General features: G+C 72.3%; 19 protein-coding genes and 1 pseudogene. 5 read left to right on the top strand and 15 right to left on the bottom strand.

Features of this window, described 5'->3' with window-relative positions; all coding sequences use genetic code 11:
- Positions 1 to 14 precede the first annotated feature (14 nt).
- The 3 genes from ACFY04_RS26225 to rsmI all read right to left on the bottom strand — a co-directional run bounded on the left by ACFY04_RS26225 (position 15) and on the right by rsmI (position 2444).
- The gene (locus ACFY04_RS26225) at positions 15 to 905 is read right to left on the bottom strand and encodes a TatD family hydrolase (protein WP_389120134.1); all 891 of its coding nucleotides are present in this window, start codon (positions 903 to 905) and stop codon (positions 15 to 17) included.
- A gap of 10 nt (positions 906 to 915) precedes the next feature.
- Positions 916 to 1428 (bottom strand): hypothetical protein, encoded by a 513-nt coding sequence (locus tag ACFY04_RS26220; RefSeq protein WP_389120131.1) that lies wholly within the window; start codon positions 1426 to 1428, stop codon positions 916 to 918.
- 140 nt (positions 1429 to 1568) lie between these two features.
- On the bottom strand, positions 1569 to 2444 hold the full coding sequence (gene rsmI, locus ACFY04_RS26215) for a 16S rRNA (cytidine(1402)-2'-O)-methyltransferase (protein ID WP_389120130.1): 876 nt from the start codon (positions 2442 to 2444) through the stop codon (positions 1569 to 1571).
- 142 nt (positions 2445 to 2586) lie between these two features.
- Here rsmI and ACFY04_RS26210 point away from each other — a divergent pair, with 142 nt between their 5' ends.
- On the top strand, positions 2587 to 4356 hold the full coding sequence (locus ACFY04_RS26210; RefSeq protein ID WP_389120128.1) for a dolichyl-phosphate-mannose--protein mannosyltransferase: 1770 nt from the start codon (positions 2587 to 2589) through the stop codon (positions 4354 to 4356).
- Between the two features lie 64 nt (positions 4357 to 4420).
- Here ACFY04_RS26210 and ACFY04_RS26205 read toward each other — a convergent pair whose 3' ends face one another.
- Both ACFY04_RS26205 and ACFY04_RS26200 read right to left on the bottom strand, forming a co-directional pair.
- Positions 4421 to 4684, bottom strand: a complete 264-nt coding sequence (locus ACFY04_RS26205; RefSeq protein WP_389120126.1) for a hypothetical protein — start codon at positions 4682 to 4684, stop codon at positions 4421 to 4423.
- Positions 4685 to 4862: 178 nt separating this feature from the next.
- The gene (locus ACFY04_RS26200) at positions 4863 to 5411 is read right to left on the bottom strand and encodes a GNAT family N-acetyltransferase (RefSeq protein ID WP_389120123.1); all 549 of its coding nucleotides are present in this window, start codon (positions 5409 to 5411) and stop codon (positions 4863 to 4865) included.
- 160 nt (positions 5412 to 5571) lie between these two features.
- Here ACFY04_RS26200 and ACFY04_RS26195 point away from each other — a divergent pair, with 160 nt between their 5' ends.
- On the top strand, positions 5572 to 7215 hold the full coding sequence (locus tag ACFY04_RS26195; RefSeq protein WP_389120121.1) for a penicillin-binding transpeptidase domain-containing protein: 1644 nt from the start codon (positions 5572 to 5574) through the stop codon (positions 7213 to 7215).
- Positions 7216 to 7290: 75 nt separating this feature from the next.
- Positions 7291 to 7812, top strand: a complete 522-nt coding sequence (locus ACFY04_RS26190; RefSeq protein WP_389120118.1) for a YbaK/EbsC family protein — start codon at positions 7291 to 7293, stop codon at positions 7810 to 7812.
- Here ACFY04_RS26190 and ACFY04_RS26185 read toward each other — a convergent pair.
- From ACFY04_RS26185 to ACFY04_RS26170, 4 genes are all read right to left on the bottom strand, one after another.
- The gene (locus ACFY04_RS26185; protein WP_389120116.1) at positions 7801 to 8967 is read right to left on the bottom strand and encodes a serine hydrolase domain-containing protein; all 1167 of its coding nucleotides are present in this window, start codon (positions 8965 to 8967) and stop codon (positions 7801 to 7803) included. The genes ACFY04_RS26190 and ACFY04_RS26185 overlap by 12 nt on opposite strands.
- A 173-nt stretch (positions 8968 to 9140) precedes the next feature.
- Positions 9141 to 9914, bottom strand: a complete 774-nt coding sequence (locus ACFY04_RS26180) for an energy-coupling factor ABC transporter ATP-binding protein (RefSeq protein ID WP_389120114.1) — start codon at positions 9912 to 9914, stop codon at positions 9141 to 9143.
- Positions 9902 to 10663, bottom strand: a complete 762-nt coding sequence (cbiQ, locus tag ACFY04_RS26175) for a cobalt ECF transporter T component CbiQ (protein ID WP_389120111.1) — start codon at positions 10661 to 10663, stop codon at positions 9902 to 9904. Before cbiQ ends, ACFY04_RS26180 begins: the two co-directional genes overlap by 13 nt.
- Before the next feature lies 1 nt (position 10664).
- Complete coding sequence (locus ACFY04_RS26170; RefSeq protein ID WP_389120109.1) at positions 10665 to 11735, bottom strand: energy-coupling factor ABC transporter permease; 1071 nt, start codon at positions 11733 to 11735, stop codon at positions 10665 to 10667.
- A gap of 170 nt (positions 11736 to 11905) precedes the next feature.
- Here ACFY04_RS26170 and ACFY04_RS26165 point away from each other — a divergent pair, with 170 nt between their 5' ends.
- Positions 11906 to 12352, top strand: a complete 447-nt coding sequence (locus ACFY04_RS26165) for an SsgA family sporulation/cell division regulator (RefSeq protein ID WP_389120107.1) — start codon at positions 11906 to 11908, stop codon at positions 12350 to 12352.
- Positions 12353 to 12442: 90 nt separating this feature from the next.
- On the opposite strand, the gene ACFY04_RS26160 is transcribed toward ACFY04_RS26165, so the two are convergent.
- Together ACFY04_RS26160 and ACFY04_RS26155 are read right to left on the bottom strand one after the other, a co-directional pair.
- Positions 12443 to 14641 carry an MMPL family transporter gene (locus ACFY04_RS26160; RefSeq protein WP_389120106.1) on the bottom strand — a complete coding sequence of 733 codons (2199 nt, stop codon included), beginning with the start codon at positions 14639 to 14641 and terminating at the stop codon, positions 12443 to 12445.
- Between the two features lie 130 nt (positions 14642 to 14771).
- Complete coding sequence (locus ACFY04_RS26155; RefSeq protein ID WP_328963049.1) at positions 14772 to 15362, bottom strand: TetR/AcrR family transcriptional regulator; 591 nt, start codon at positions 15360 to 15362, stop codon at positions 14772 to 14774.
- Between the two features lie 151 nt (positions 15363 to 15513).
- On the opposite strand from ACFY04_RS26155, the gene ACFY04_RS26150 reads away from it, so the two are divergent.
- Entirely contained in the window at positions 15514 to 18795 is a 3282-nt protein-coding gene (locus ACFY04_RS26150) for a S41 family peptidase (protein WP_389120103.1), read from the top strand.
- Between the two features lie 117 nt (positions 18796 to 18912).
- Here the strand turns inward: ACFY04_RS26150 and ACFY04_RS26145 are convergent, their stop codons facing one another.
- The 4 genes and pseudogenes from ACFY04_RS26145 to ACFY04_RS26130 form a co-directional block, all read right to left on the bottom strand.
- Positions 18913 to 19092: a hypothetical protein gene (locus ACFY04_RS26145; RefSeq protein WP_314254379.1), complete on the bottom strand. Its 180-nt coding sequence runs from the start codon at positions 19090 to 19092 to the stop codon at positions 18913 to 18915.
- Positions 19093 to 19168: 76 nt separating this feature from the next.
- Positions 19169 to 20053 (bottom strand): SDR family oxidoreductase, encoded by an 885-nt coding sequence (locus ACFY04_RS26140; protein WP_389120100.1) that lies wholly within the window; start codon positions 20051 to 20053, stop codon positions 19169 to 19171.
- A 107-nt stretch (positions 20054 to 20160) separates the two neighbouring features.
- A pseudogene (locus tag ACFY04_RS26135) lies at positions 20161 to 20262 on the bottom strand (alpha/beta hydrolase); the annotation flags it as partial.
- Positions 20259 to 21941, bottom strand: a complete 1683-nt coding sequence (locus ACFY04_RS26130; RefSeq protein ID WP_389120213.1) for a flavin-containing monooxygenase — start codon at positions 21939 to 21941, stop codon at positions 20259 to 20261. The pseudogene ACFY04_RS26135 and the gene ACFY04_RS26130, both read right to left, overlap by 4 nt.
- Positions 21942 to 22062: the final 121 nt, after the last annotated feature.

Below are 22062 nucleotides of genomic sequence, written 5' to 3'. Positions count from 1 at the left end.
TGCGCCAGTGGCGGTCAGTAGTCGAAGGCGCGGGCCGTGTTGGCCGCCAGGGCCGTGGCCATCGCGTCCTCGTCGATGCCGCGGACCGCGGCCATCGCCCGGACCGTCAGCGGAATGAGGTACGGCGCGTTGGGCCGTCCGCGGTACGGCGCCGGGGTGAGGTAGGGCGCGTCCGTCTCGACGAGCACCAGCTCCAGCGGAGCCACGGCCAGGGCCTCGCGCAGCGGCGCGGCGTTCTTGAAGGTGACGGTCCCGGCGAAGGACATGTAGTACCCGGCGGCGGCGCACTCGCGGGCCATGTCGGCGTCCCCGGAGTAGCAGTGGAAGACGGTGCGCTCGGGGGCGCCCTCCTCGCGCAGGACGCGCAGCACGTCCGCGTGGGCGTCCCGGTCGTGGATGACGAGCGCCTTGCCCTGCCGCTTGGCGATCTCGATGTGCGCGCGGAAGGAACGCTCCTGCGCGGCCATGCCCTCCGGCCCGGTGCGGAAGTAGTCCAGGCCGGTCTCGCCGACCGCCTTGACGTGGCCGAGGGCCGCCAGCGCCTCGATCTCGGCGAGGGCCTCGTCCAGCGCGGCCTCGCCGCCGCCCGGCCTGGCACCCTGCCGCGACCAGCCGTCCGGATCGCCGAGCACGATCCGCGGCGCTTCGTTCGGGTGGAGGGCGACGGCCGCGTGGACGTTCTCGTACGCGGCCGCGGTCTCGGCGGCCCACCGGGAGCCCTTCACGTCGCAGCCCACCTGGACGACGGTGGTCACGCCCACCGAGGCTGCCTTCGCGAGGCCCTCCTCGACGGTCCCCGACTGCATGTCGAGGTGGGTGTGCGAGTCCGCCACCGCCACCCGGAGGGGTTCGGGCAGCGGCGGCGGTGCGTCCTTGGGCTGCGTCTTCTCCACGCGTGTGCTCATACGGCCGATCTTATGACCGGCGGAAGAGCCCCTTCAGACGGGAGACCAGGCCCCGGCGCTCCCCGGCCGGATCGGCGGCCACCGGCCCCGGGGAGGCGTGCGACCGGGCGGGCTTGCGCTGCCTCGGCGGCTTCGGCGGCTTCGGCGTCCGGGGGACGTTCGCACCGGCCGGCACCGGTCCGGCGATCCCGGGGGCGATCTGGTGGTGGTAGATGTGGTCGATCATCCCCAGCACCGAGGAGACCTGCCCGGCCCGCATGATCCGTACGACGTGTCCGCCGCAGTTCAGGCAGGTCGGGTTGGACAGGGGCGAGGGCACCCGCTCGCCGTTGACCTTGTACATGATGAACGGCTCGCCCTTGCCGTCGACGTGGTGCTCGATCGCGTACGCCTGCTCCCAGCCGTACCCGCACCTCATGCACGCGAAGGAGTAGGCCTCGTGCACGGTGTGCACGTCGGAAGCGGTCACAGCGACAGGGACTGCGGCGGGGACGGGTACCGGGGTGTCTGCGATCTCACTCATGCCAGCTCCTCTTGTTCCACTGGTGCCATTGCCAGTGGACGCCTCAACGGGCGGGAGCGCATCAGGCCCTGTCTACTGTTGGACGGTCTTTGGGCGACTCATGCCCCAAAGCGCCCGGTGCGCGGTCTGAGCTTTGCCTTTCAGGCTAGCTCTTTACCGACCGACGGCACCTTTTGTGCCGCGTTCTTTGCCGCGACCACAGCGTCGAACACCTCGCGCTTGGGTACGCCGGCCTCGGCCGCGACCGCCGCGATGGCCTCCTTGCGCCGCTCACCGGCCTCCTCGCGCACCCGCACCCGGCGCACCAGCTCCTCGTCGTCCACATCTCCGGGCGCGGCGGCCGGGGCGCCCTCGACCACGACGGTGATCTCCCCGCGCACCCCTTCGGCGGCCCAGGCGGCGAGCTCGCCGAGCCCGCCGCGCTTGACCTCCTCGTACGTCTTCGTCAGCTCGCGGCAGACCGCGGCCCGCCGGTCGGCGCCGAAGACCTCGGCCATCGCGGCCAGGGTGTCGTCGAGCCGGTGCGGGGCCTCGAAGTAGACGAGCGTGCGCCGCTCGCCCTCGACCTCGCGCAGCCGGCCCAGGCGCTCCCCCGCCTTGCGCGGCAGGAACCCCTCGAAGCAGAACCGGTCCACCGGCAGCCCGGACATGGCGAGTGCGGTGAGCACCGCGGACGGCCCGGGGACGGCGGTGACCTTGATGTCCTTCTCCACGGCGGCGGCGACCAGCCGGTAGCCGGGGTCGGAGACCGACGGCATGCCCGCGTCCGTCACCAGCAGCACGCGCGCCCCGCCGGCCAGGGCCTCGACCAGCTCCGGGGTGCGCGCCGACTCGTTGCCCTCGAAGTACGAAAGGACGCGCCCGGTGGTGTGCACGCCGAGCCCCTGGGTCAGCCGGCGCAGCCGCCGGGTGTCCTCGGCGGCGATCACATCGGCCCGCTCCAGCTCGGCCGCCAGACGCGGCGGGGCGTCCGCGAGATCGCCGATGGGGGTGCCGGCGAGCACAAGCGTGCCCATCAGGCCTCCGGCCGTGACGGCAGTCGAGGTGGGCTGGGTACCGCGGGGCTGGTCAGTTGTCACCCGCCCATCCTCTCAGCCCGGTGCCCCGCCGCCCCCCGCCACTGGTGGCGCACACAGATCTCTTCCCTACGATGTGCCGGTGACCAGTACCGCGACGCCGCCGCCCAGCCCCGCGGGGGCCCCGCCCGCCTCACCGGTGGGACGCGAAGACGAGCCGCCCACCTGGCTGCGCCGGCTGCGCGGCTTCGGCTACGTGCCGCCCGCCGCCGCTTCCGCGCGCGCGGACGTCCGCACCCGCCTGGTGCCCCCGTACACCAGGCCGTCCAAGCAGTTGTGGATGACCTTCGGGCTGCCGCCCCAGGTATGGGGGACCTGGCGGCTGATCGTCTCGTGGGTGGGGCCGCTGCTGGTGGCGCTGGTCGCGGGAGTGCTGCGGTTCGTGCACCTGGGCAGCCCGAAGGCGGTGATATTCGACGAGACGTACTACGCCAAGGACGCCTGGGCCACGATCCGGCAGGGCTACGAGGCGAGCTGGCCCAAGGACATCGACGCTTCGATCCTCGCCAACCCGGACGCGGTCGCCCTGCCGTCCGACCCGGGCTACGTCGTGCACCCGCCCGTCGGCAAATGGGTGATCGGGCTGGGCGAGTGGATGTTCGGCTTCACGCCCTTCGGCTGGCGGTTCATGACCGCCGTGCTCGGCACCCTGTCGGTGCTGATGCTGTGCCGGATCGGGCGCCGTCTCTTCCGCTCGACCTTCCTGGGCTGCCTGGCGGGCGCGCTGCTCGCGGTGGACGGCCTGCACCTGGTGATGAGCCGCACCGCGCTGCTGGACCTGGTGCTGATGTTCTTCGTGCTCGCCGCCTTCGGGGCCCTGCTCATCGACCGTGACCGGGCCAGAGCCCGGCTCGCGGACGCGCTGCCGGTGGACGAGGAGGGCCGGACCCGGCCGGACGTGAAGATCGCCGAGACGCTGCGGCTGGGCTGGCGGCCGTACCGGATCCTGGCGGGCGTCTGCCTGGGTCTGGCCGGGGGCACGAAGTGGAACGGCTTCGTCATCCTCGCCTTCTTCGGCGTCCTGACCGTGCTGTGGGACGCCGCCGCGCGCCGCACCGCGGGCGCGGGTGCCCCGTACGCCTCGATGCTGCGCCGCGACGCGCTGCCCGCCTTCGTCTCGACCGTGCCGGTGGCGATCGTCACGTACCTGGCCTCGTGGTCGGGCTGGATCCTCAGTCCGGACAACGGCAAGGGCGGCTATCTGCGCGACTGGGCGGCCAAGTACGACCAGGGCAGTTCGCTGGGGTTCCTGCCGGAGTGGCTGCGCAGCCTGTGGCACTACGAGACCGAGGTCTACAAGTTCCACGTCGGCCTGACCTCGGGGCACACCTACGAGTCCAACCCGTGGAGCTGGCTGGTCCTGGGCCGGCCCGTCTCCTACTTCTACGAGTCCCCCGAGGCCGGCACCGACGGCTGCCCGGCGACCGCGGCCGGCAAGTGCGCCCGCGAGGTCCTGGCCCTGGGCACCCCGCTGCTGTGGTGGGCGGGCTGCTTCGCCCTGCTGTACGTGCTGTGGCGGTGGTTCTTCCGCCGCGACTGGCGGGCGGGCGCGATCGCGTGCGCGCTGGGTGCGGGTCTGCTGCCCTGGTTCAACTACCAGGAGCGGACGATCTTCTACTTCTACGCGGTGGTCTTCGTCCCGTACCTGTGCCTGGCGGTGGCGATGATGATCGGCGCCCTGCTGGGCCCGGCCGGGTCGAGCGAGCGCAGACGGGCGCTGGGCGCGATCGGCGCGGGCGTGCTGGTCCTGCTGATCGCGTGGAACTTCATCTACTTCTGGCCGATCTACACGGGCCAGATGTTGCCGATGGACTCCTGGCGCGGCCGCATGTGGCTGGACACCTGGGTCTAGCAGGCGAAGCGACGGGCCCCGATGCCGGACGGTGTCGGGGCCTTCGTCGTCGTCGCCACCGCCGTTACCGGGAGGCCTCGCAGGCCGCGGAGGCGACGTCCTTGCTCGCGCCGACCGCGACGAGGCTGGCGTCGCAGCTGGTCTGGTTGCCGATCGACCCCTGGTAGCAGGCCTCCGCGGCGCCGTCCGTGGCCTTCGGGGCGTGCTGGGCGACGTACTGCTCGCAGGCCTTCACGTCCGCGTGGGCGGACGGGGCGGCGATGGCGGTGCCGCCGACGGCGAGGGCCAGGCCTGCCAGGATGCTGGGGATACGAGCCGACGGACGCATGCGGATGCACCTGCTCTCTCGGTGGGTCACGCGGTCCACCGGCGCGCGGGACCGCGGGCGGGGGCGGGGGCGCGGAGGGGGCACTCCGGGGGGGCGACCGGCTCGACGCAACGGCCACCCTCGCTCTTCCGACGCTAGAACACGGCGCCGGAGCACGCACTTTCGCGCCGCGCCGGGGTCAGCCCTCCCGCGTGTGCTCGTCGTCCCACGCGGGCGCCGTGGTCGTACCTGCGGCCCAGTCCCGCCGCAGGATCGCGTACCCGACCGCGTCGTGGACCGTACCGTCGGCCGAGGGCCATCCTTCCCGGTAGTGCGCCTCCTTGACGTACCCGCACCGCCGGAAGGTGCGGCGCATCGCCGTGTTGTCCTGGCGCGTGGTGCCCTCGATCCGCCGGATCCGGGGGAGTTCGGTGAACAGGTATCCCGTCAGCCAGGTCAGCGCATGGCCGCCGATCCCCCGGCCCCGGTACCGGGAGCGGATCCGCAGGTCGAGGACGGGCGTGCTGTCGCCCAGGTCCATCAGGCGGACCAGGCCGAGGGTCTCGCCGCCGCCGGCGATCCAGAACGACCTGGTCTCCGCGTTGCCGAAGCGGCCCTCCGCGGCCCATTGCCGGGCCTGCTCCGGGTCGACCACGGCCGATCCGTGGAACGGCCAGGTGTCCCCGGCGAGGAAGGCGACCAGGTCATCGGCATCGGCATCGGCGTAGCGCCGGTAGGTGAGGTCCACGGCGGCACTCTAGGGACGGGGGGCCGCCGGTGCCGAGCCGATTACGTTCGGATGTCCCGGTCCGGTAACAACGACGTACCAGAGCGCTGCACAGAGTAAAGTCCGCACCAAGGGTTCTTTGAACGTGTTCAGGAACCGTGACCATGGGGGAAGGACTCAAGTGAACGGGGCAGCGAAGGGTGCCGTCATCGGCGGGGTGTTCCTCGCCATGCTCGGCGGCGCCGGGTACGGGGTGTACGCGCTGGTCGGAGACGCCGGCGGCGACACGGAGGAAGGCCTGGACGGCGAGACCTCCGTCCAGGCCGAGAAGGGCAGCGGGCCGGTCAGCGAGAAGGACGCCGCGAAGACCGCCAAGGCCTTCCTGGCCGCATGGGCGGCCGGGGACGAGCGGGTGGCCGCCGACCTGACGAACAACGCCGCGGCCGCACAGGCCGCGGTCGGGGATTTCAAGACCAAGACGTACGTGTCCAAGGCCGTGATCACCCCCGGCCCGCCGAACGGCACCACCGTGCCGTTCAAGGTCGAGGCGGAGATCACGTACGAGGGCACCACCAAGCCGCTGGCCTACGACTCCCAGCTGACCGTGGTGCGCGGGCTGACCAGCGGAAAGCCGCTGGTCGACTGGCAGCCCTCGGTGATCCACCCGCAGCTCCAGAAGGACGAGAAACTGCGCGCCGGCGCGCCCGCGAGCCCGCCCGTCAAGGCCGTGGACCGCAACGGCGAGGAGCTGACCGCGGAGAAGTACCCCTCGCTGCGCCAGATCCTCGACGAGCTGCGCCAGAACTACGGCAACAAGGCGGGCGGCAAGGCCGGGGCCGAGGTGTGGATCGAGCCGGCCGCCAAGGAGGCGCCCAAGCGGACCCTGCTGACCCTGGTCGAGGGCGAGCCGAGCACCCTCAAGACGTACCTGGACGCGAAGGTGCAGGCGGCGGCCGAGCAGGCGGTCACCAAGTTCCCTGAGGCCTCGGTGGTCGCCGTCCAGCCGAGCAACGGGCACATCCTGGCCATCGCGAACAACCGCAAGGACGGCTTCAACGCGGCGATGCAGGGCAACCGTGCACCCGGATCCACGATGAAGATCGTGACGGGGGCGATGCTGCTGGACCGCGGCCTGGTCGCCGCCGACAAGCCGGCGGAGTGCCCGAAGACGGTGACCTGGGGCCGTGAGTTCCACAACCTGGACCACTTCGACCTGCCGCCCGGCACCAACTTCGCCACCTCGTTCGCCAAATCCTGCAACACCGCCTTCATCAAGCAGATCAAGCCCGTCGACGACGACTCCGCACTGCCGAAGGAGGCGATGGAGGTCTTCGGCATCGGCCTGGACTGGAAGACCGGCGTCAAGTCCACCGACGGCAAGGTCCCGCAGGCGACGGGCGCGGCGGCGGCCGCCGAGTACATCGGGCAGGGCCAGATCACCATGAACCCGCTGAACGTCGCGTCCATCACCGCGACCGCGCGCACCGGTGTCTTCCGCCAGCCGGTACTGGTCTCGCCGGAGCTGGACGGCCGGACGATCGCGACGGCGCAGCGCCGGATGAAGTCCTCGGTGCAGCAGCAGCTGGTCGCCATGATGAAGCTGACGGCGTCCAGCGGCACCGCACAGAAGGCGATGGCCCCGGTCCGCGGCTCGGACAAGGGCGCGAAGACCGGCTCGGCGGAGGTCGGCGGCGCCGGGGACAGCCCCGACAGCTGGTTCACCGGCTTCAGCGGTGACGTGGCCGCGGCGGCCATGGTCGAGGGCGGCGGCCACGGCGGCGAGGCGGCGGGCCCGATCGTCGCCCAGGTACTGAACGCGGGCTGACCGGGTGGCGGCGACGCGACCGGCTCGGGCCGAAATCGGTCGTGTCGCCACGCCGGGCGGCGTTAACGTCGCGGCATGACGACGTCCACGCACCCTCTGTTCGCCGAGGCCCTTGCCGAGCTGGGCCTCGACCTCACCGTCCGGAGCTTTCCCGAAGGGACCCGTACGGCCGCCGACGCGGCGGCCGCGATCGGCTGCGAGCTGAGCCAGATCGTCAAGTCGCTGGTCTTCGCCGCGGACGGGGTCCCGGTGCTGGTCCTCATGGACGGGGCCTCACGGGTGGACGTGGAGGCGGTACGCCGCGAGCTCGGCGCCGGGAAGGTGACGCGGGCCGATGCCGCCCTGGTCCGGGAGACCACGGGGTACGCGATCGGCGGGGTCCCTCCCTTCGGGCACCGCACGCGTACCCGGGTGCTGGCCGACCGGTCGCTGCTGGCCCACGAGGAGATCTGGGCGGCGGCCGGTACCCCGACCACGGTGTTCCCGATGGCCCCGGACGCGCTCATCGCGTACGCGGGGGCCACGCTGGCCGATGTGCGCGAGCAGGCTGGTAAGCAGGCTGACACACCCGCCGACGCGCAGGCTTCAGAAGGCTGACAGCGCCGACTTCAGGGCCCGGACCAGGGCCTGCGCCCGGGGGTCCGCGGTGACCGACTTGGCCAGGGCGTTGGTCACGTAGCCGAAGCCGATGCCCGCCTCCGGGTCCGCGAAGGCCAGGGAGCCGCCGCGGCCGGGGTGCCCGAAGGAGGCCGGCGAGAGCAGCGGGGAGGCCGGGCCGTGCAGCATGTAGCCGGCGCCGAAGCGGGTGTTGACGACCAGCACCCGGTCCGGTCCGGCGGAGTGCTCCCGGGCGGCCAGCGCGGTGGTGGCCGGGGTGAAGATCCGCGCGCCGTCCTCGACCACGCCGATGGCGGCCCCGTAGAAGCGGGCCAGGGCGCGGGCCGTCCCGATGCCGTTCGATGCGGGGAGCTCGGCGGCCCGGTAGGCGGGGTCGTTCTCGTCGGGCAGCGGTTCGATGGCGGCGAAGGCGCGGCGGGTGAGGGAGTCCGGGTCGGCGTAGGCCTCGGAAACGTTGCGCCGCGGCCGGGTCCGCAGCATGCCCGCGCTCTCGGGCGGCTCGACCGGCGCCACCCGGCCCACCCGGTGGGCCTCGGTCTCGGGCAGCCCGATCCAGAACTCCAGCCCCAGCGGTTCGGCGATCTCCTCCGCGAGGACCGAGCCCACCGTGCGGCCGGTCGCCCGCAGCACCAGCTCGGACACCAGCCAGCTGTAGGTCTGCGCGTGGTAGCCGTGCCCGGTGCCCGGCTCCCAGAAGGGCTGCTGCGCGGCGACCGCGCGCGCCCCGGACACCCCGTCGGCGGCCTCGGCGGCGCTCAGCCCCCGGTCCAGCGCCGGTATGCCCGCGCGGTGCGCGAGCACGTCGCGGACCAGGATCCGCTCCTTGCCGCCCGTCTTGAACTCCGGCCAGTACGAGCCCACGGGCGCGTCCAGGTCCAGCAGTCCGCGCTGGTGCAGCAGCAGCGGCACGGCGGCCGCCACGCCCTTGGTGGCGGAGCGGACGATCTGCGCGGTGTCCTCGGTCCAGGGCTCGGTGCCCTCCGCGTCCCGGGTGCCGCCCCACAGGTCGACGACCTTGCGGCCGTCGCGGTACACGGCCACGGCCGCGCCCCGGTCGCCGAGCACCTCGAAGTTGCGTACGAACGCATCTCTGACGGGCTCGAAGCCCTCCGTCACCGTCCCGTGGACATCCACGTCTACTCCCAGCACCTGCCGCGGCGCCCCGACGGCGCCTACGCCACAATGCAACGCCTGCCGGACGGCCCTGCTTCCCGGGTCCCCCCGGAGCGGCTCACCGGGCCCGGCCCCCGACCGGCGGACGGAGTCCGACGCAGCGGCTCGAAGCCTGGGAGGCGCCCCGGCGCCGATCAGTGCGAGGGGCGCGTCAGAAGGGGCGTGCGCGGGTCGAAGCCGAACGGGAGCTCCAGCCGGTGGGCCCGCATCAGCTTGTCGTCGCACAGGAGCTCCTGCGTGCGGCCGTCCGCCGCGATGACCCCCTCGCTGAGGATCACCGAGCGCGGGCACAGTTCCAGCGCGTACGGCAGGTCGTGCGTCACCATCAGCACGGTCACGTCCAGCGAGCGCAGGATGTCCGCGAGCTCGCGGCGCGAGGCGGGGTCCAGATTGGACGAGGGCTCGTCCAGGACCAGGATCTCGGGCCGCATGGCCAGGACGGTCGCCACCGCGACGCGGCGGCGCTGGCCGAAGGACAGGTGGTGCGGCGGCCGGTCGGCGAAGTCCGCCATGCCGACCTGGTCCAGGGCCGCCCGGACCCGCTCCTCCAGCTCGGCGCCCCGCATTCCGGCCGCTGCCGGGCCGAAGGCCACGTCCTCGCGGACGGTCGGCATGAACAGCTGGTCGTCGGGGTCCTGGAAGACGATCCCGACCCGGCGGCGGATCTCGGCGAGGTTCCGCTTCTCCACGGGCAGTCCGGCGACGGCCACGGTGCCGACCCCGCCGGTGAGGATGCCGTTGAGGTGCAGCACCAGGGTGGTCTTGCCGGCGCCGTTGGGTCCGAGCAGGGCGACCCGCTCGCCCGGCCCGACGGTCAGGTCCACCCCGAAGAGGGCCTGGTGGCCGTCCGGGTAGGCGTAGGCGAGGCCGGCGACTTCGAGGGAGGGGGTACTGGTCACAGGGTCCATCCCATCAGACAGACGGCGAGGGCCGTCACCGGGAGCACGGCCGCGTACGCCCACTGGGCGCGCGTGGCCACGACCTCGTCGATCACCGGCATCGAACCGGCGTAGCCACGGCTGACCATCGCGAGGTAGACCCGCTCGCCGCGCTCGTAGGAGCGGATGAACAGCGCGCCGGCGGTCTTGGCCAGCACCCCCCAGTGCCGGATCCCGCTCGCCTCGAAGCCGCGGGAGCGGCGGGCGATGGACATCCGGCGCAGCTCGTCGCTGATCACATCGCCGTAGCGGATCATGAAGGAGGCGATCTGGACGAGCAGCGGCGGCAGCTTCAGCCGCTGCAGGCCCAGCAACAGGGCCCGCAGCTCGGTCGTCGAGGCGAGCACGACGGACGCGGCCACACCGAGGGTTCCCTTGGCGAGGACGTTCCAGGCGCCCCAGAGGCCCGAGACGCTGAGCGACATGCCGAGCACCTCCACCCGCTCGCCCTCGGCCACGAAGGGCATGAGCACGGCGAAGGCGACGAAGGGCACCTCGATCAGCAGCCGCCTGAGCAGGAAGCCGGCCGGGATCCGGGCGACGGCGGCCACCACCGCGATGAGGACGGCGTACAGGCCGAAGGCCCACACCGCCTCGCGCGGTGTGGACACGACGACCACGACGAAGGCCAGGGTCGCGGCGAGCTTGCAGTGCGCAGGCAGGCGGTGGACCGGCGAGTGGCCGTGGCGGTAGAGCTTGTGGGCGTGGCCGGCCCCCATGTCAGCCTGCCGAGACGGAGGTGGAGGTGGAGGTGGAAGCGGCGGTGAGGTCTTCCGCCCGGCGGCGGCGCACGGCCCAGAAGATCCCGGTGCCGGCGACGACGGTCACGCCGACGCCGATGACCCCGGCGAGACCGCCGGACAGGCGGGCGTCGTCGACGTCCTTGACGCTGTAGTCGGCGAGCGGGGAGTTCGCCGCGGCGTGCTCCTCGGCCTTCTCGTCGATCCCCTTGTCCGCGGCGACCTTCTCCAGGCCGTCGGGGTCGGCGGAGGCGTAGAAGGAGACGAACCCGGCGAGCACGAGGGCGGTGACCAGGCCGGTCACCCACACCTTCTTCGTCGATCCGGCGCCGGCGGCGACGGGCGCGGCGGCCTCGGCCGGGGCGTCGACGAGCGCGCCGTCGACGCGCAGCTTCAGGGGCGAGGCCATCCATCGGGCCCCGTGCACCAGGTCGGGGCGTACGGCGATCACCGCGCCCACGGTGGCCGCGGTGATCGCGGCCTCACCGATGCCGATGAGCACGTGCACGCCGACCATGGCGGTGATCACCTTGCCGACGGGCACGTCGGTGGTGCCACCGATGGCGTAGACGGCGGTGAAGGCCGCAGCGGCGGCGGGCACCGAGAGCAGGGCGCCGGTGAAGGCGGCCACGGTGACCGAGCGGCGGGTGGGCGGCAGGATCCCGAGCAGGCCGCGGAAGATCGCGTAGGCGACGACGACGGTGACGACGCCCATGACGGTGACGTTCACACCGAGGGCGGTCAGGCCGCCGTCGGCGAAGAGGATGCCCTGCATGAGCAGGACGACGGACACGCACAGCACGCCGGTGTAGGGGCCGACGAGTATCGCGGCGAGCGCCCCGCCCAGCAGATGGCCGCTGGTGCCGGCGGCGACCGGGAAGTTCAGCATCTGGACGGCGAAGATGAAGGCGGCGACGAGACCGGCGAGCGGCGCGGTGCGCTCGTCGAGTTCGCGCCGGGCGCCGCGGAGACTGACGGCCACCGCGGCGGCGGCCACCACTCCGGCGGCCACCGAGACGGGTGCGTTGATGAATCCGTCGGGCACATGCATGGAGTGGCTCCGCTTCTTACTCAGTCTTTAGCTGTTCAACCATAGTGCCCAGTTGCAAATCGTTGGCAAGAGCGGACGCATCACAAATAGAACCGCGCGCTTTCGTGGGAATGTGCGAGGCTGGACGGGACAAAAGGACGCAAATGTTCTGATTTCGAGGAGTCTTGTCGATGTCAGCAACCGCCGAGAATCCCCCAGCGACGGCGACCGCCACCGCGACCGCGACCGCCACCGCCACCGCCACCGCCACCGCCACCGGCGTCGAGGAACGGGTCCGTGCCCGCGTCATCACGGACGATCCCCTCTACCGGACCATCCCGGTCGCCCTGCGCTTCGCCGTGGCCGAGCCGCTGGCCGTGCGGATCGTCTTCCCGGCAGGCCTGTCCCCCGAGGGCACCGACAACGAGTGGGTCTTCCCCCGGGCCCTCCTGGAGGCCGGCCTCCAGGCCCCGACCGGGACCGGGGACGTACGCGTCTGGCCCTGCGGCCGCGTCCAGGCGGTCGTCGAGTTCCACTCCCCCGAGGGCGTCGCCGTCGTGCAGTTCGACATCGCCGCGCTGCGCCGGTTCCTGCGGCGTACGTACGCCCCCGCGGCCGCCGCCACCCGTCAGGCGTAACCGGGCCCGGCCCCGTACCGCCCGGTGATCGGGCGGTACGGGGCCGGGCCGTCCTGTCGGCAGGTGCGGGGCCGACGGGGTCGGGCGGGGTCAGGCGTTGACCAGCTCGCGGTCCTTGTCCGGGCCCTCCGGGGACTGCGCGGACTCCAGGTGCCTGCGCAGGCTCTCGCCCTCCACGTCCACGTTCGGCAGCAGCCGGTCCAGCCACTTCGGCAGCCACCAGGCCTTGTGCCCGAGCAGGGCGAGCACCGCGGGGACGATGGCCATGCGGACCACGAAGGCGTCGAAGAAGACGGCGACGGCCAGACCGAAGCCGATCATCTTGACCATCTGCTCGCTGGCCCCGATGAAGCCCGCGAACACCGCGATCATGATGACGGCGGCGGCCACGACGACCCGCGCGCTGTACTGGAAGCCGGTGACCACGGCCTGGCCCGGGCGCTCGCCGTGGACGTACGCCTCACGCATCCGGGTGACGAGGAAGACCTCGTAGTCCATGGCCAGGCCGAAGACGACACCCACCATGAAGATCGGCATCATCGACATGATCGGACCGGTCTGCTCCACTCCGAAGACCGAGCCGAGCCAGCCCCACTGGAAGACCGCGACGACCGCGCCGAGGGCGGCGACGACCGAGAGCAGGAAGCCGAGGGCAGCCTTGAGCGGGACCAGGACCGAGCGGAAGACGAGCATCAGCAGCAGGAAGGCGAGGCCGACGACGAGCGCCAGGTAGGGCAGCAGCGCGTCGTTCATCTTCTGCGAGAAGTCGATGTTCATCGCGGTGGCGCCGGTGACGAGGACGTCGTCCCCGCTGCCGTCGCGGATCTCGTGGACCAGTTCCTCGGTGTGCGTGGAGGACGGGCGGTCCTTCGGGATCACGGTGATCACCGCGGCGTCGCCGGCCTCGTTGAGGGTCGGCGGGGTGACCGCGACGACTCCCTCCAGGCCCTTGATCCGGTCGACGGTGGAGTCGGCCAGCGCCTTGTCGCCGTCCACGACCACCATCAGCGGGCCGTTGAAGCCCGGGCCGAAGCCGTCGGACAGCAGGTCGTACGCCTGGCGCTGGGTGGTGGAGACCGGCTGGGCGCCGTCGTCCGGCAGGCCCATCTCCAGCTTGCTCGCAGGGATGGCGATGATGCCGAGGCCGATCACACCGGCCAGCAGCACCATGACGGGGCGGCGCAGGACGAAGCGGGCCCAGCGGGTGCCGCCGTTGGCCTTCTTCTCGGCGCCCGCCGGCTTGCCCTTGCCGAACAGCCGGCTCTTCTCGCCCGCGGGCAGCACCTTCTTGCCCGCGAAGGCGAGGATGGCCGGGACCAGGGTCAGCGCGACGAGCACGGCGATGACCACGGTGCCCGCGGCCGCGAAGCCCATCTTGGTCAGCATGGGGAGGTTGACGACGGCCAGGCCCACCAGGGCGATGACCACGGTCAGACCGGCGAAGACGACGGCGGAGCCGGCGGTTCCGACGGCGCGGCCGGCGGCCTCGTCCCGCTCGCGGCCCTCGGCGAGCTCCACGCGGTAGCGGGAGACGATGAAGAGGGCGTAGTCGATGCCGACCGCGAGGCCGATCATCGTCGCGAGGGTGGCGGTGGTGTTGCCGAGGTCCAGCACGTTGGCGAGCGCGGTGATGGAGGAGACGCCGATGCCCACGCCGATGATCGCGGTCAGCAGCGGCAGACCGGCGGCGATCAGCGAGCCGAAGGTGATGACGAGGACGATCGCGGCGACCGCGATGCCGATGATCTCGCCGGAGCCCGTCTCGGGGGCCGCCATCAGCGCGTCGCCACCGATCTGGACGTTCAGCCCGGCGGCCTTGGCGGCCTCGCCCGAACCCTTGAGCGCCTCGCGGGTGTCGTCCTTCAGCTCCATGCCGCTGACGGTGTACTTGGCGCTGATGTAGGCGGTCGAGCCGTCCTGGCTCACGGCCTGGACCTCGTACGGGTCGGCGACGGAGGAGATCTCGGCCGCGCCCGGTCCGGTCTTCAGACCCGAGACGATCTTCTGGACCTCGGCCTTGGGGCCGGGGTCGGTGACCTTGGCGCCCTCGGGGGCCTTGATGACGATGCGGGCGGTGGCGCCGTCGGCGGCCATGCCCGGGAAGCGCTCGTCCAGCAGGTCGAAGGCCTTCTGGGCCTCCGAACCGGGTATCGAGAACGAGCCGGAGGTGGGCGCCGCCGCCGAGGCGGCGCCGAAGCCGGCGGCGAACAGCAGTGCCACCCAGAGGAGGGCGACGAGACCGCGGCGCCGGAAGGCGCCTCTGCCGAGTCGGTAGAGGAAGGTAGCCACGTCGGTGGTTCTCCCGTTCAGGTCGTGGGATGGATCCGGATCGGATCAGGGCATGAGGAGCCGGCCCGACGACGAGAGCGGCGTGTCAGGAGCAGCGAAGAGCCGAGCTGGGGACGGGGAGGATCGAGGATCAGACGCCGAGGGCGGGGAAGACCACGGCGTCGATGAAGTCACCGAGGAAGGCCCGGTCCACCGAGCGGTCCTCGATCAGCGGGAGCGCGATGAACGCCCCGATGAGCATGTGCGGTACGAAGTCGAGCGCCGGACAGTCCGGGCGGATCTCGCCCCGGTCCACCGCGCGCCGCAGCATCGCCTGGAGACCGTTGATCTCCGGGTCGACCAGCAGGTCGCGCAGGGCCTTGTGCAGCTCCGGGCTCTCGTGGACGGCATGGGCCAGACCCCGCATCAGCGCGGTGTCCTTGGCCATCTGCGCGTCGTCGGAGTGTTCGACCATGAGCGCGAAGTCCCCGCGCAGGCTGCCCGTGTCGATCTCGCGCAGCGAGACCGGCTGCGTGCAGCGCAGGGCCTTGGCGACCAGCTCCGGCTTGCTCCCCCACTGGCGGTAGAGGGTGGCCTTGCTGGACTTCGTACGGGCGGCGACCGCGTCCATGGTCAGCGCCTCGTAGCCGACGTCACGCAGGAGGTCGAGGACCGCCTCGTGCAGTTCGGCCTGCCGCTCGGGGGTGATCCGGCTACGCCGAGCCGCCATCGCCTCGGTCATGTCCGTGCCTCCCGTCGAAGCGAAACTGTTCCGTACGCTTAAGACCATACCCCCACCCCAAGCGAAACGAAACCGTTCCGTTTCGCTTGGGGAGTGGCATGGATCACCTGTACGAGTTGCCAGGGCCCCCCTACGCGGAAAGCATTGGGGGGTGAGTCACGACGTCGCGTACCTCCGGTTCCCGCACCTGCACGACGACCTTCTCTGCTTCGCCACCGAGGACGACCTGTGGGTCGCCCCGCTGGTCCCCGACGGCCAGACACCCGGACGGGCCTGGCGCATCACCGTCGACCGGACCCGTGTCGGCCACCCGCGCTTCTCCCCCGACGGCAAGCACATCGCCTTCACCACCTGGCGCAGCCTCGACCCCGAGATCCACCTCGCCCCCGTCGACGGCGGCCCCGCCCGCCAGCTGAGCCACTGGGGCGCCCTCGACACCCGCGTCTGCGGCTGGACCCCGCCCGACGAGGACGGCCGCAGCGACATCCTGGCCGTGTCCTCGCACAGCCAGCCCTTCTCCTACTTCGCCTGGGCCTACACCCTGCCGACCGACGGCAGCCCCGGCGGGCGCCTGCCCTGGGGACCTGTCTCCGACATCCAGGTGCACGCCACGGAGGAGGGCGAGCGGCACTCCCTGCTGCTCACCGGCAAGCCCCCGCACGAGCCGGCTGCCTGGAAGCGCTACCGCGGCGGGGCCACCGGCCGGCTGTGGCTGCACGGGCAGCGGCTGCTGGAGGACGTCGAGGGCCACCTCGACTCCCCGATGTTCGTGGGCGGCAGGATCGCCTTCCTCTCCGACCACGAGGGCATCGGCAACCTGTACTCCTGCCTGCCCGACGGCACCGGTCTGCGCCGCCACACCGATCACGAGGAGTTCTACGCCCGGCACGCCTCCAGCGACGGCTCCCGCGTCGTCTACCAGTGCGCCGGCGACCTCTGGCTCGTCGAGTCCCTGGACCGGGACGCCGTTCCGCGCAAGCTCGACGTCCGCCTCGGCGGCCCGCGTGCGGGCCGGCGTACGTACCAGGTGCCGGCCGCCAGCCACGTCGACTCGCTCTCCGTGGACGCCACCGGGCGCGCCAGCGCGGTCGTGGTGCGCGGCAGCCTCTACTGGCTGACCCACCGCGACGGCCCGGCCCGCACCATCGCCGACACCCCGGGCGTACGCGTACGGCTGCCGGAGATGCTCGGCAGCGGCGGGCAGGTCGCCTACATCACCGACGCCGAGGGCGAGGATGCGATCGAGATCGCCTACCTGCCGCGGGCCTCCGGGGAACGGGAGCCGCGCCGACTGGCCTCGGGCGAGCTGGGGCGGGTCACCGAGCTGCTCTCGGACCCGGACGGCGAGCGGCTCGCCATCGCCTCCAACGACGGCCGGCTGCTGCTCATCGACGCCACCGAGGAGTCCAACGGCGCGGTCACCGAGCTGATCCGGTCCATCAACGGCCCCGTCACCGACCTCGCCTTCTCCCCCGACGGGGCCTGGCTGACCTGGTCGCACCCGGGCATCGGGCGTTCGCTGCGGCAGATCAAGATGGCCCGGATCTCCGGACCCGGCGCCCGCACCGTCGTCGACGTCACCAACGGCCGCTTCGAGGACGAGAATCCGGTGTTCACCCGGGACGGGCGCTATCTGGCCTTCCTGTCCTGGCGCGGTTTCGACCCGGTCTACGACGTGCACACCGGCGACCTGTCCTTCCCGCTGGGCTGCCGCCCCTACCTGGTGCCGCTGAACTCCGCGACCCCCTCCCCCTTCGCGCTCTCCGCCGAGGGCCGGCCCGCGGCCGGCGGACTCGACGTGGCGGAGGGCGACTCGGGCGAGGCCGACGGCGCCGTGACCGTGGAGGTGGAGGGGCTGGAGAGCCGCGTCACCCCGTTCCCGGTGACCGCGTCCAAGTACTCGGCCCTGTACCCGGTGCACGGCGGCGGGCTGGTGTGGCTGCGCTGGCCGATCTCGGGCGCGCTCGGCGAGACCTTCGCCAACCCGGCCGACATCAGCGGCAAGCCGACGCTGGAGCACTTCGACCTCACCAAGGCCCGCAAGACCGAACTGGCCTCGGGGCTGGACTGGTTCGCGGTCAGCGGCGACGGCACCCGGCTCGTGATCAACGACGACGGCGACCTGCGCGCGGTCCCGGCGACCGAGTCGGGCGACAGCGACTCGACCGTCTACCTGGACCTGCGGCGCATCCTGCACGAGGTGGACCCGGCGGCCGAGTGGCGCCAGGCGTACGAGGAGGCCGGGCGGATCATCCGCGCGTACTTCTGGGAGCCGAAGATGTGCGGCATCGACTGGGACGGGATCCTGAGCCAGTACCGCTCCCTGGTCGAACGGGTCGCCTCGCCCGACGAGTTCGCCGACCTGATGCGCGAGGTCCTCGGCGAACTCGGCACCTCGCACGCCTACGTCTCCCCCGCGCGCCGCAACGAAGGCCCCCCGCACTACCAGCGGGCGATCGGCCTGCTCGGCGCCAACCTCTTCCCCCGGGACGGGGAATGGGTGGTCAGCCGGATCCTGCCCGGCGAGTCCTCGGACTCCAAGGCCCGCTCCCCGCTGGCCGGCACGGGCATCCGGGAGGGAGCGGTGCTCACCCACGTGGACGGCCGTCCGGTGGACCCCGTCGCCGGGCCCTACCCGCTGCTGGCGGCGGCGGGCGGCACCACGGTGGAGCTGACCTTCCAGCCCGCGGCGGGCGAGGGCCGGGCCCGCCGGGTCGCCATCGTGCCGCTGATCGACGAACGGCCGCTGCGCTACCAGGACTGGGTGTCCAAGCGGCGCGAGGCGGTCCGCGAGATCAGCGGCGGCCGGTGCGGCTACCTCCACATCCCCGACATGGGCGGCTCGGGCTGGGCGCAGTTCAACCGCGACCTGCGGATGGAGATGTCCCGGCCCGCGCTGATCGTGGACGTACGCGGCAACGCGGGCGGGCACATCAGCGAGCTGGTGGTGGAGAAGCTGACCCGTTCCATCCTCGGCTGGGACCTGACGCGCAACGCGCAGCCGGTCAGTTACGCCTCCAACGCGCCCCGCGGTCCGATCGTGGCGCTGGCCGACGAGGCGACCTCCTCGGACGGGGACATGATCACCGCGGCCTTCAAACTGCTGGGCCTGGGCCCGGTGGTGGGCCTGCGCACCTGGGGCGGGGTGGTCGGCATGACCGGCCGCCACACCCTCGGGGACGGCACGGTGATCACGGTGCCGATGAATGCCGCCTGGTTCCCGGAGTACGGCTGGTCGGTGGAGAACCACGGCGTGGAGCCGGACCTGGAGATCCAGCGCACTCCCCTCGACTGGGCGGAGGGGCGGCACGCCCAACTGGACGACGCCGTGCACCTGGCGCTGGAACTGCTCGAACAGGACCCGGCCGCGGTGCCGCCCGGCTACACGGACGTACCGGACCGGCGCCGTCCGAAGCTGCCGCCGAGGGAGTGAGCAGGCGCGGCATGCGGGATGCAGGCGCGGCATGCGGGAGGGGCGCGATCCCCGGGAACAGCGGGGATCGCGCCCCTCGGCGCTGCGTGCGGGCCCGGTAACGGCCGGGCCGGGTACCTAGGTCCGGTCGTCGAGCTCGTCCCGGATGTCGTCGAACGACCGCTGCGGCGAGTCCTTCGGCTGCGGGGTCCGCTGGGACTTCGGGTCCTGCGGGCCCTTGCCCGGCTGCTTCTGCCCCTTCTGGGCCTTCTCCTTGAGCTCCTGCGCCTTGTCCTGGAACTGGTCCTTGATACCCATGCTGTTCACTCCATGAGGGGTGTTGGTGGTGGGGCCTCGACCAGACTTGCACGGGCGGACAAAGGTCGCATTTCGATCAGTGACTCTGTGTGCGCTCCTTCTCGTCCGCCGCCCCGCCGGCCCCGACGAGCCCCTTGGACACACCGCTCAGACGCGGCTCGAAGCGCTTCATCTCGCGCTGCCCGACCGTCGCGATCAGCCCCGGCAGGTAGCCGCGCATCCCCTGCATGCCGCGCAGCCACCACTGCGCGTACACGTGCGGCGAGCGCCGCTCGATGCCCGCGACGATCCGGTCGACGGCCGGCCCCAGCGGGTACGTACGGTTCGACGGCCACGGCAGCCGCTGGCGCAACTCCCGCATGACCTCGTCCTGGTCGGCGCCGCGCACCATGTCCGTGTCGGTCCAGGAGAGGTAACCGACGCCGACCTTGACCCCCTTGTGGCCGACCTCCGCGCGCAGGCAGTGCGCGAAGGCCTCGACCCCGGACTTGGAGGCGCAGTAGGCGGTCATCATCGGCGCCGGGGTGATCGCGGCGAGCGAGGCGATCTGCAGGAAGTAGCCGCGGCTCGCCGTCAGTACGGGCAGGAAGGCGCGGGCGGTGACGGCCCCGCCGATCAGGTTGACCTCGATCACCCGGCGCCAGGCGTCCGGGTCCGAGTCGGCGAACGGCCCGCCGGCGGCCACGCCCGCGTTGGCGACGACGATGTCCACCTTGCCGAAGCGCTGCTTGACCTCCTCGGCCACCCGGGCCATGGCCTCGTGGTCGGTGACGTCGGCGTACCAGTGGTCGCTGTCGGTGTGCAGCCGCTCGGAGACCTCCTTGAGGGCCTCCGGCTCCAGGCCGACGAGCGCGATCTTCGCGCCGCGGGCCGACAGCTTGCGCGCGAGCAGCTCGCCGACCCCCCGGGCGGCGCCGGTGACGACGGCGACCTGGCCTTCCAGACTCCTGCGAGCGCTCACGGCGTCTTCTCCTTCACGGTGGTGTCGAGATCGGTGGTGTCCGGCCCGGTGGTGCCCAGATACAGCGCGGCGAGCTCGCGCAGGGCAGCGGTGACGGCCTCGGGGGCCTCGACGTGCAGACGGGCCCCGTCGGCGGAGACGGCGACGAGCTCGCGCCGCGCGAGGGGCGGAGCGTAGGGCCCGGAGACGACATGCATCAACCGGCTCACGCGACACCCTCCGGCGCTTCGGCGGATCCAGCCCCGCCGGCGTTCGAGGCGTCGCCCGGGGCAAATCCAGCCCCGCCGGCGTTTGAGGCGCGGGGGTCCGGGGGCAGCGCCCCCGGCAGCGGCGCCGCACCGGACCCCGCGGCACCCCCGCGGGAGCGGCGCGGCTTCGGCCCGGCGGCAACAGCAACGGCCGGGACCCGCTCGCGCTCCCCCACCCGGACGACCTCGTACTCCGCCAGATCGACGCTCCGCGTCTCCCGGCGGAACTCTCCCGTCGTGCCCGGCCAGACCGTCGTGTTGCGCCCCTGCGCGTCCAGGTACCAGCTGGTGCAGCCGCCGGTGTTCCACACCGTCCGCTCCATCCGGGCCTGCACCTGCCGGTTCCACCGGCTCACGGCGGACGGCCGGGCGCCGAGCGCGACCTTCCCGCCCAGCATGCCGAGCTGCCGCAGGTAGTCCGCCATGTAGTTGAGCTGCGACTCGATCATCAGGATCATCGAGCTGTTCCCGAGTCCGGTGTTCGGCCCGATGATCGTCATCCAGTTGGGGAAGCCGGCCGCGGTGGCCCCGCGCAGCGCCTGCATCCCGTCCTTCCAGGCGTCCGCGAGCGTCTGGCCCTCCGCGCCCACCACCCGGTCCGCGATCGGCATGTCCGTGACGTGGAAGCCGGTGCCGAAGATGATCGCGTCGGCCTCGGTCTCGGTCCCGTCGGCGGCGACCAGCACCGAGCCGCGGATCTCCTTGAGCCCGGAGGCGACCAGGTCCACATCGGGCCGGGCCAGGGCCGGGTAGTACTCGCTGGAGAGCAGGATCCGCTTGCAGCCGATCCGGTAGGAGGGCGTCAGCTTCGCGCGCAGGGCCGGGTCCTTGATCGAGCGCGCCATGTTGGCCTTGGCCAGGGACTCGATGAGGCCGAGCTGGTTCGGGCGCTTGGTGAAGGCGCTGACCTGCAGCTCCCGGATCCCCCACAGCAGCCCGCGCCGCGCCGCCCGGGTGAAGGGCAGCTGGCGGTGGAGCCAGCGCTCCACGGCAGTGATGGACCGGTCGGTACGGGGCATGACCCACGGCGGGGTCCGCTGGAAGAGGGTCAGGCGCTCCGCCTCGGGGGCGATGGCCGGCACGATCTGGATGGCGGAGGCGCCGGTACCGATCATGGCGACGCGCTTGCCGCGCAGGTCGTAGTCGTGGTCCCAGCGGGCGGAGTGGAAGACCTTGCCGGGGAACTCGGCGAGCCCGGGGATCTCCGGCATCTTCGGGTCGGACAGCGGCCCGGTCGCGGAGACGACGACGTCCGCGGCAAGCGATCCGGCCGAGGTCTCGATCTCCCAGCGCAGCTCGTCCGCGTCCCAGCGCATCATCCGCACCTCGGTGTCGAGCCGGATGTGCCGGCGCAGTCCGAAGGTGTCGGCGACGTGCTCCAGGTAGGCGCGGATGGCCGGCTGTCCGGAGAAGGTCCGCGGCCAGTCGGGATGGGGGGCAAACGAGAACGAATAGAGGTGGGAGGGCACGTCGCACGCACACCCGGGGTAGCTGTTGTCGCGCCAGGTGCCGCCGACCGAGTCGGCCCGCTCCAGTACGACGAAGTCCGTGATCCCTTCGCGCCGCAGCCGTACGGCCGCACCGAGCCCGCCGAATCCGGACCCGATCACCGCCACCCGTACGTGCTCGCGCCCGCCCATGCCACTCGTGCCACCCATGCCCGCCGCCTTCCGCTCATCCGCAGTCCCAGCCACGCACCGCACCGCACCGCCGCACCACACCATCGAAACACTGCCAGCAATCACTGGCACAATCGGGAGG

Source organism: Streptomyces sp. NPDC001549, from assembly GCF_042894025.1.
Lineage (GTDB): Bacteria > Actinomycetota > Actinomycetes > Streptomycetales > Streptomycetaceae > Streptomyces > Streptomyces kutzneri.
The sequence above is the reverse complement of the archived record's forward strand: the minus strand, read 5'-3'. Positions and strand labels throughout refer to the sequence as shown.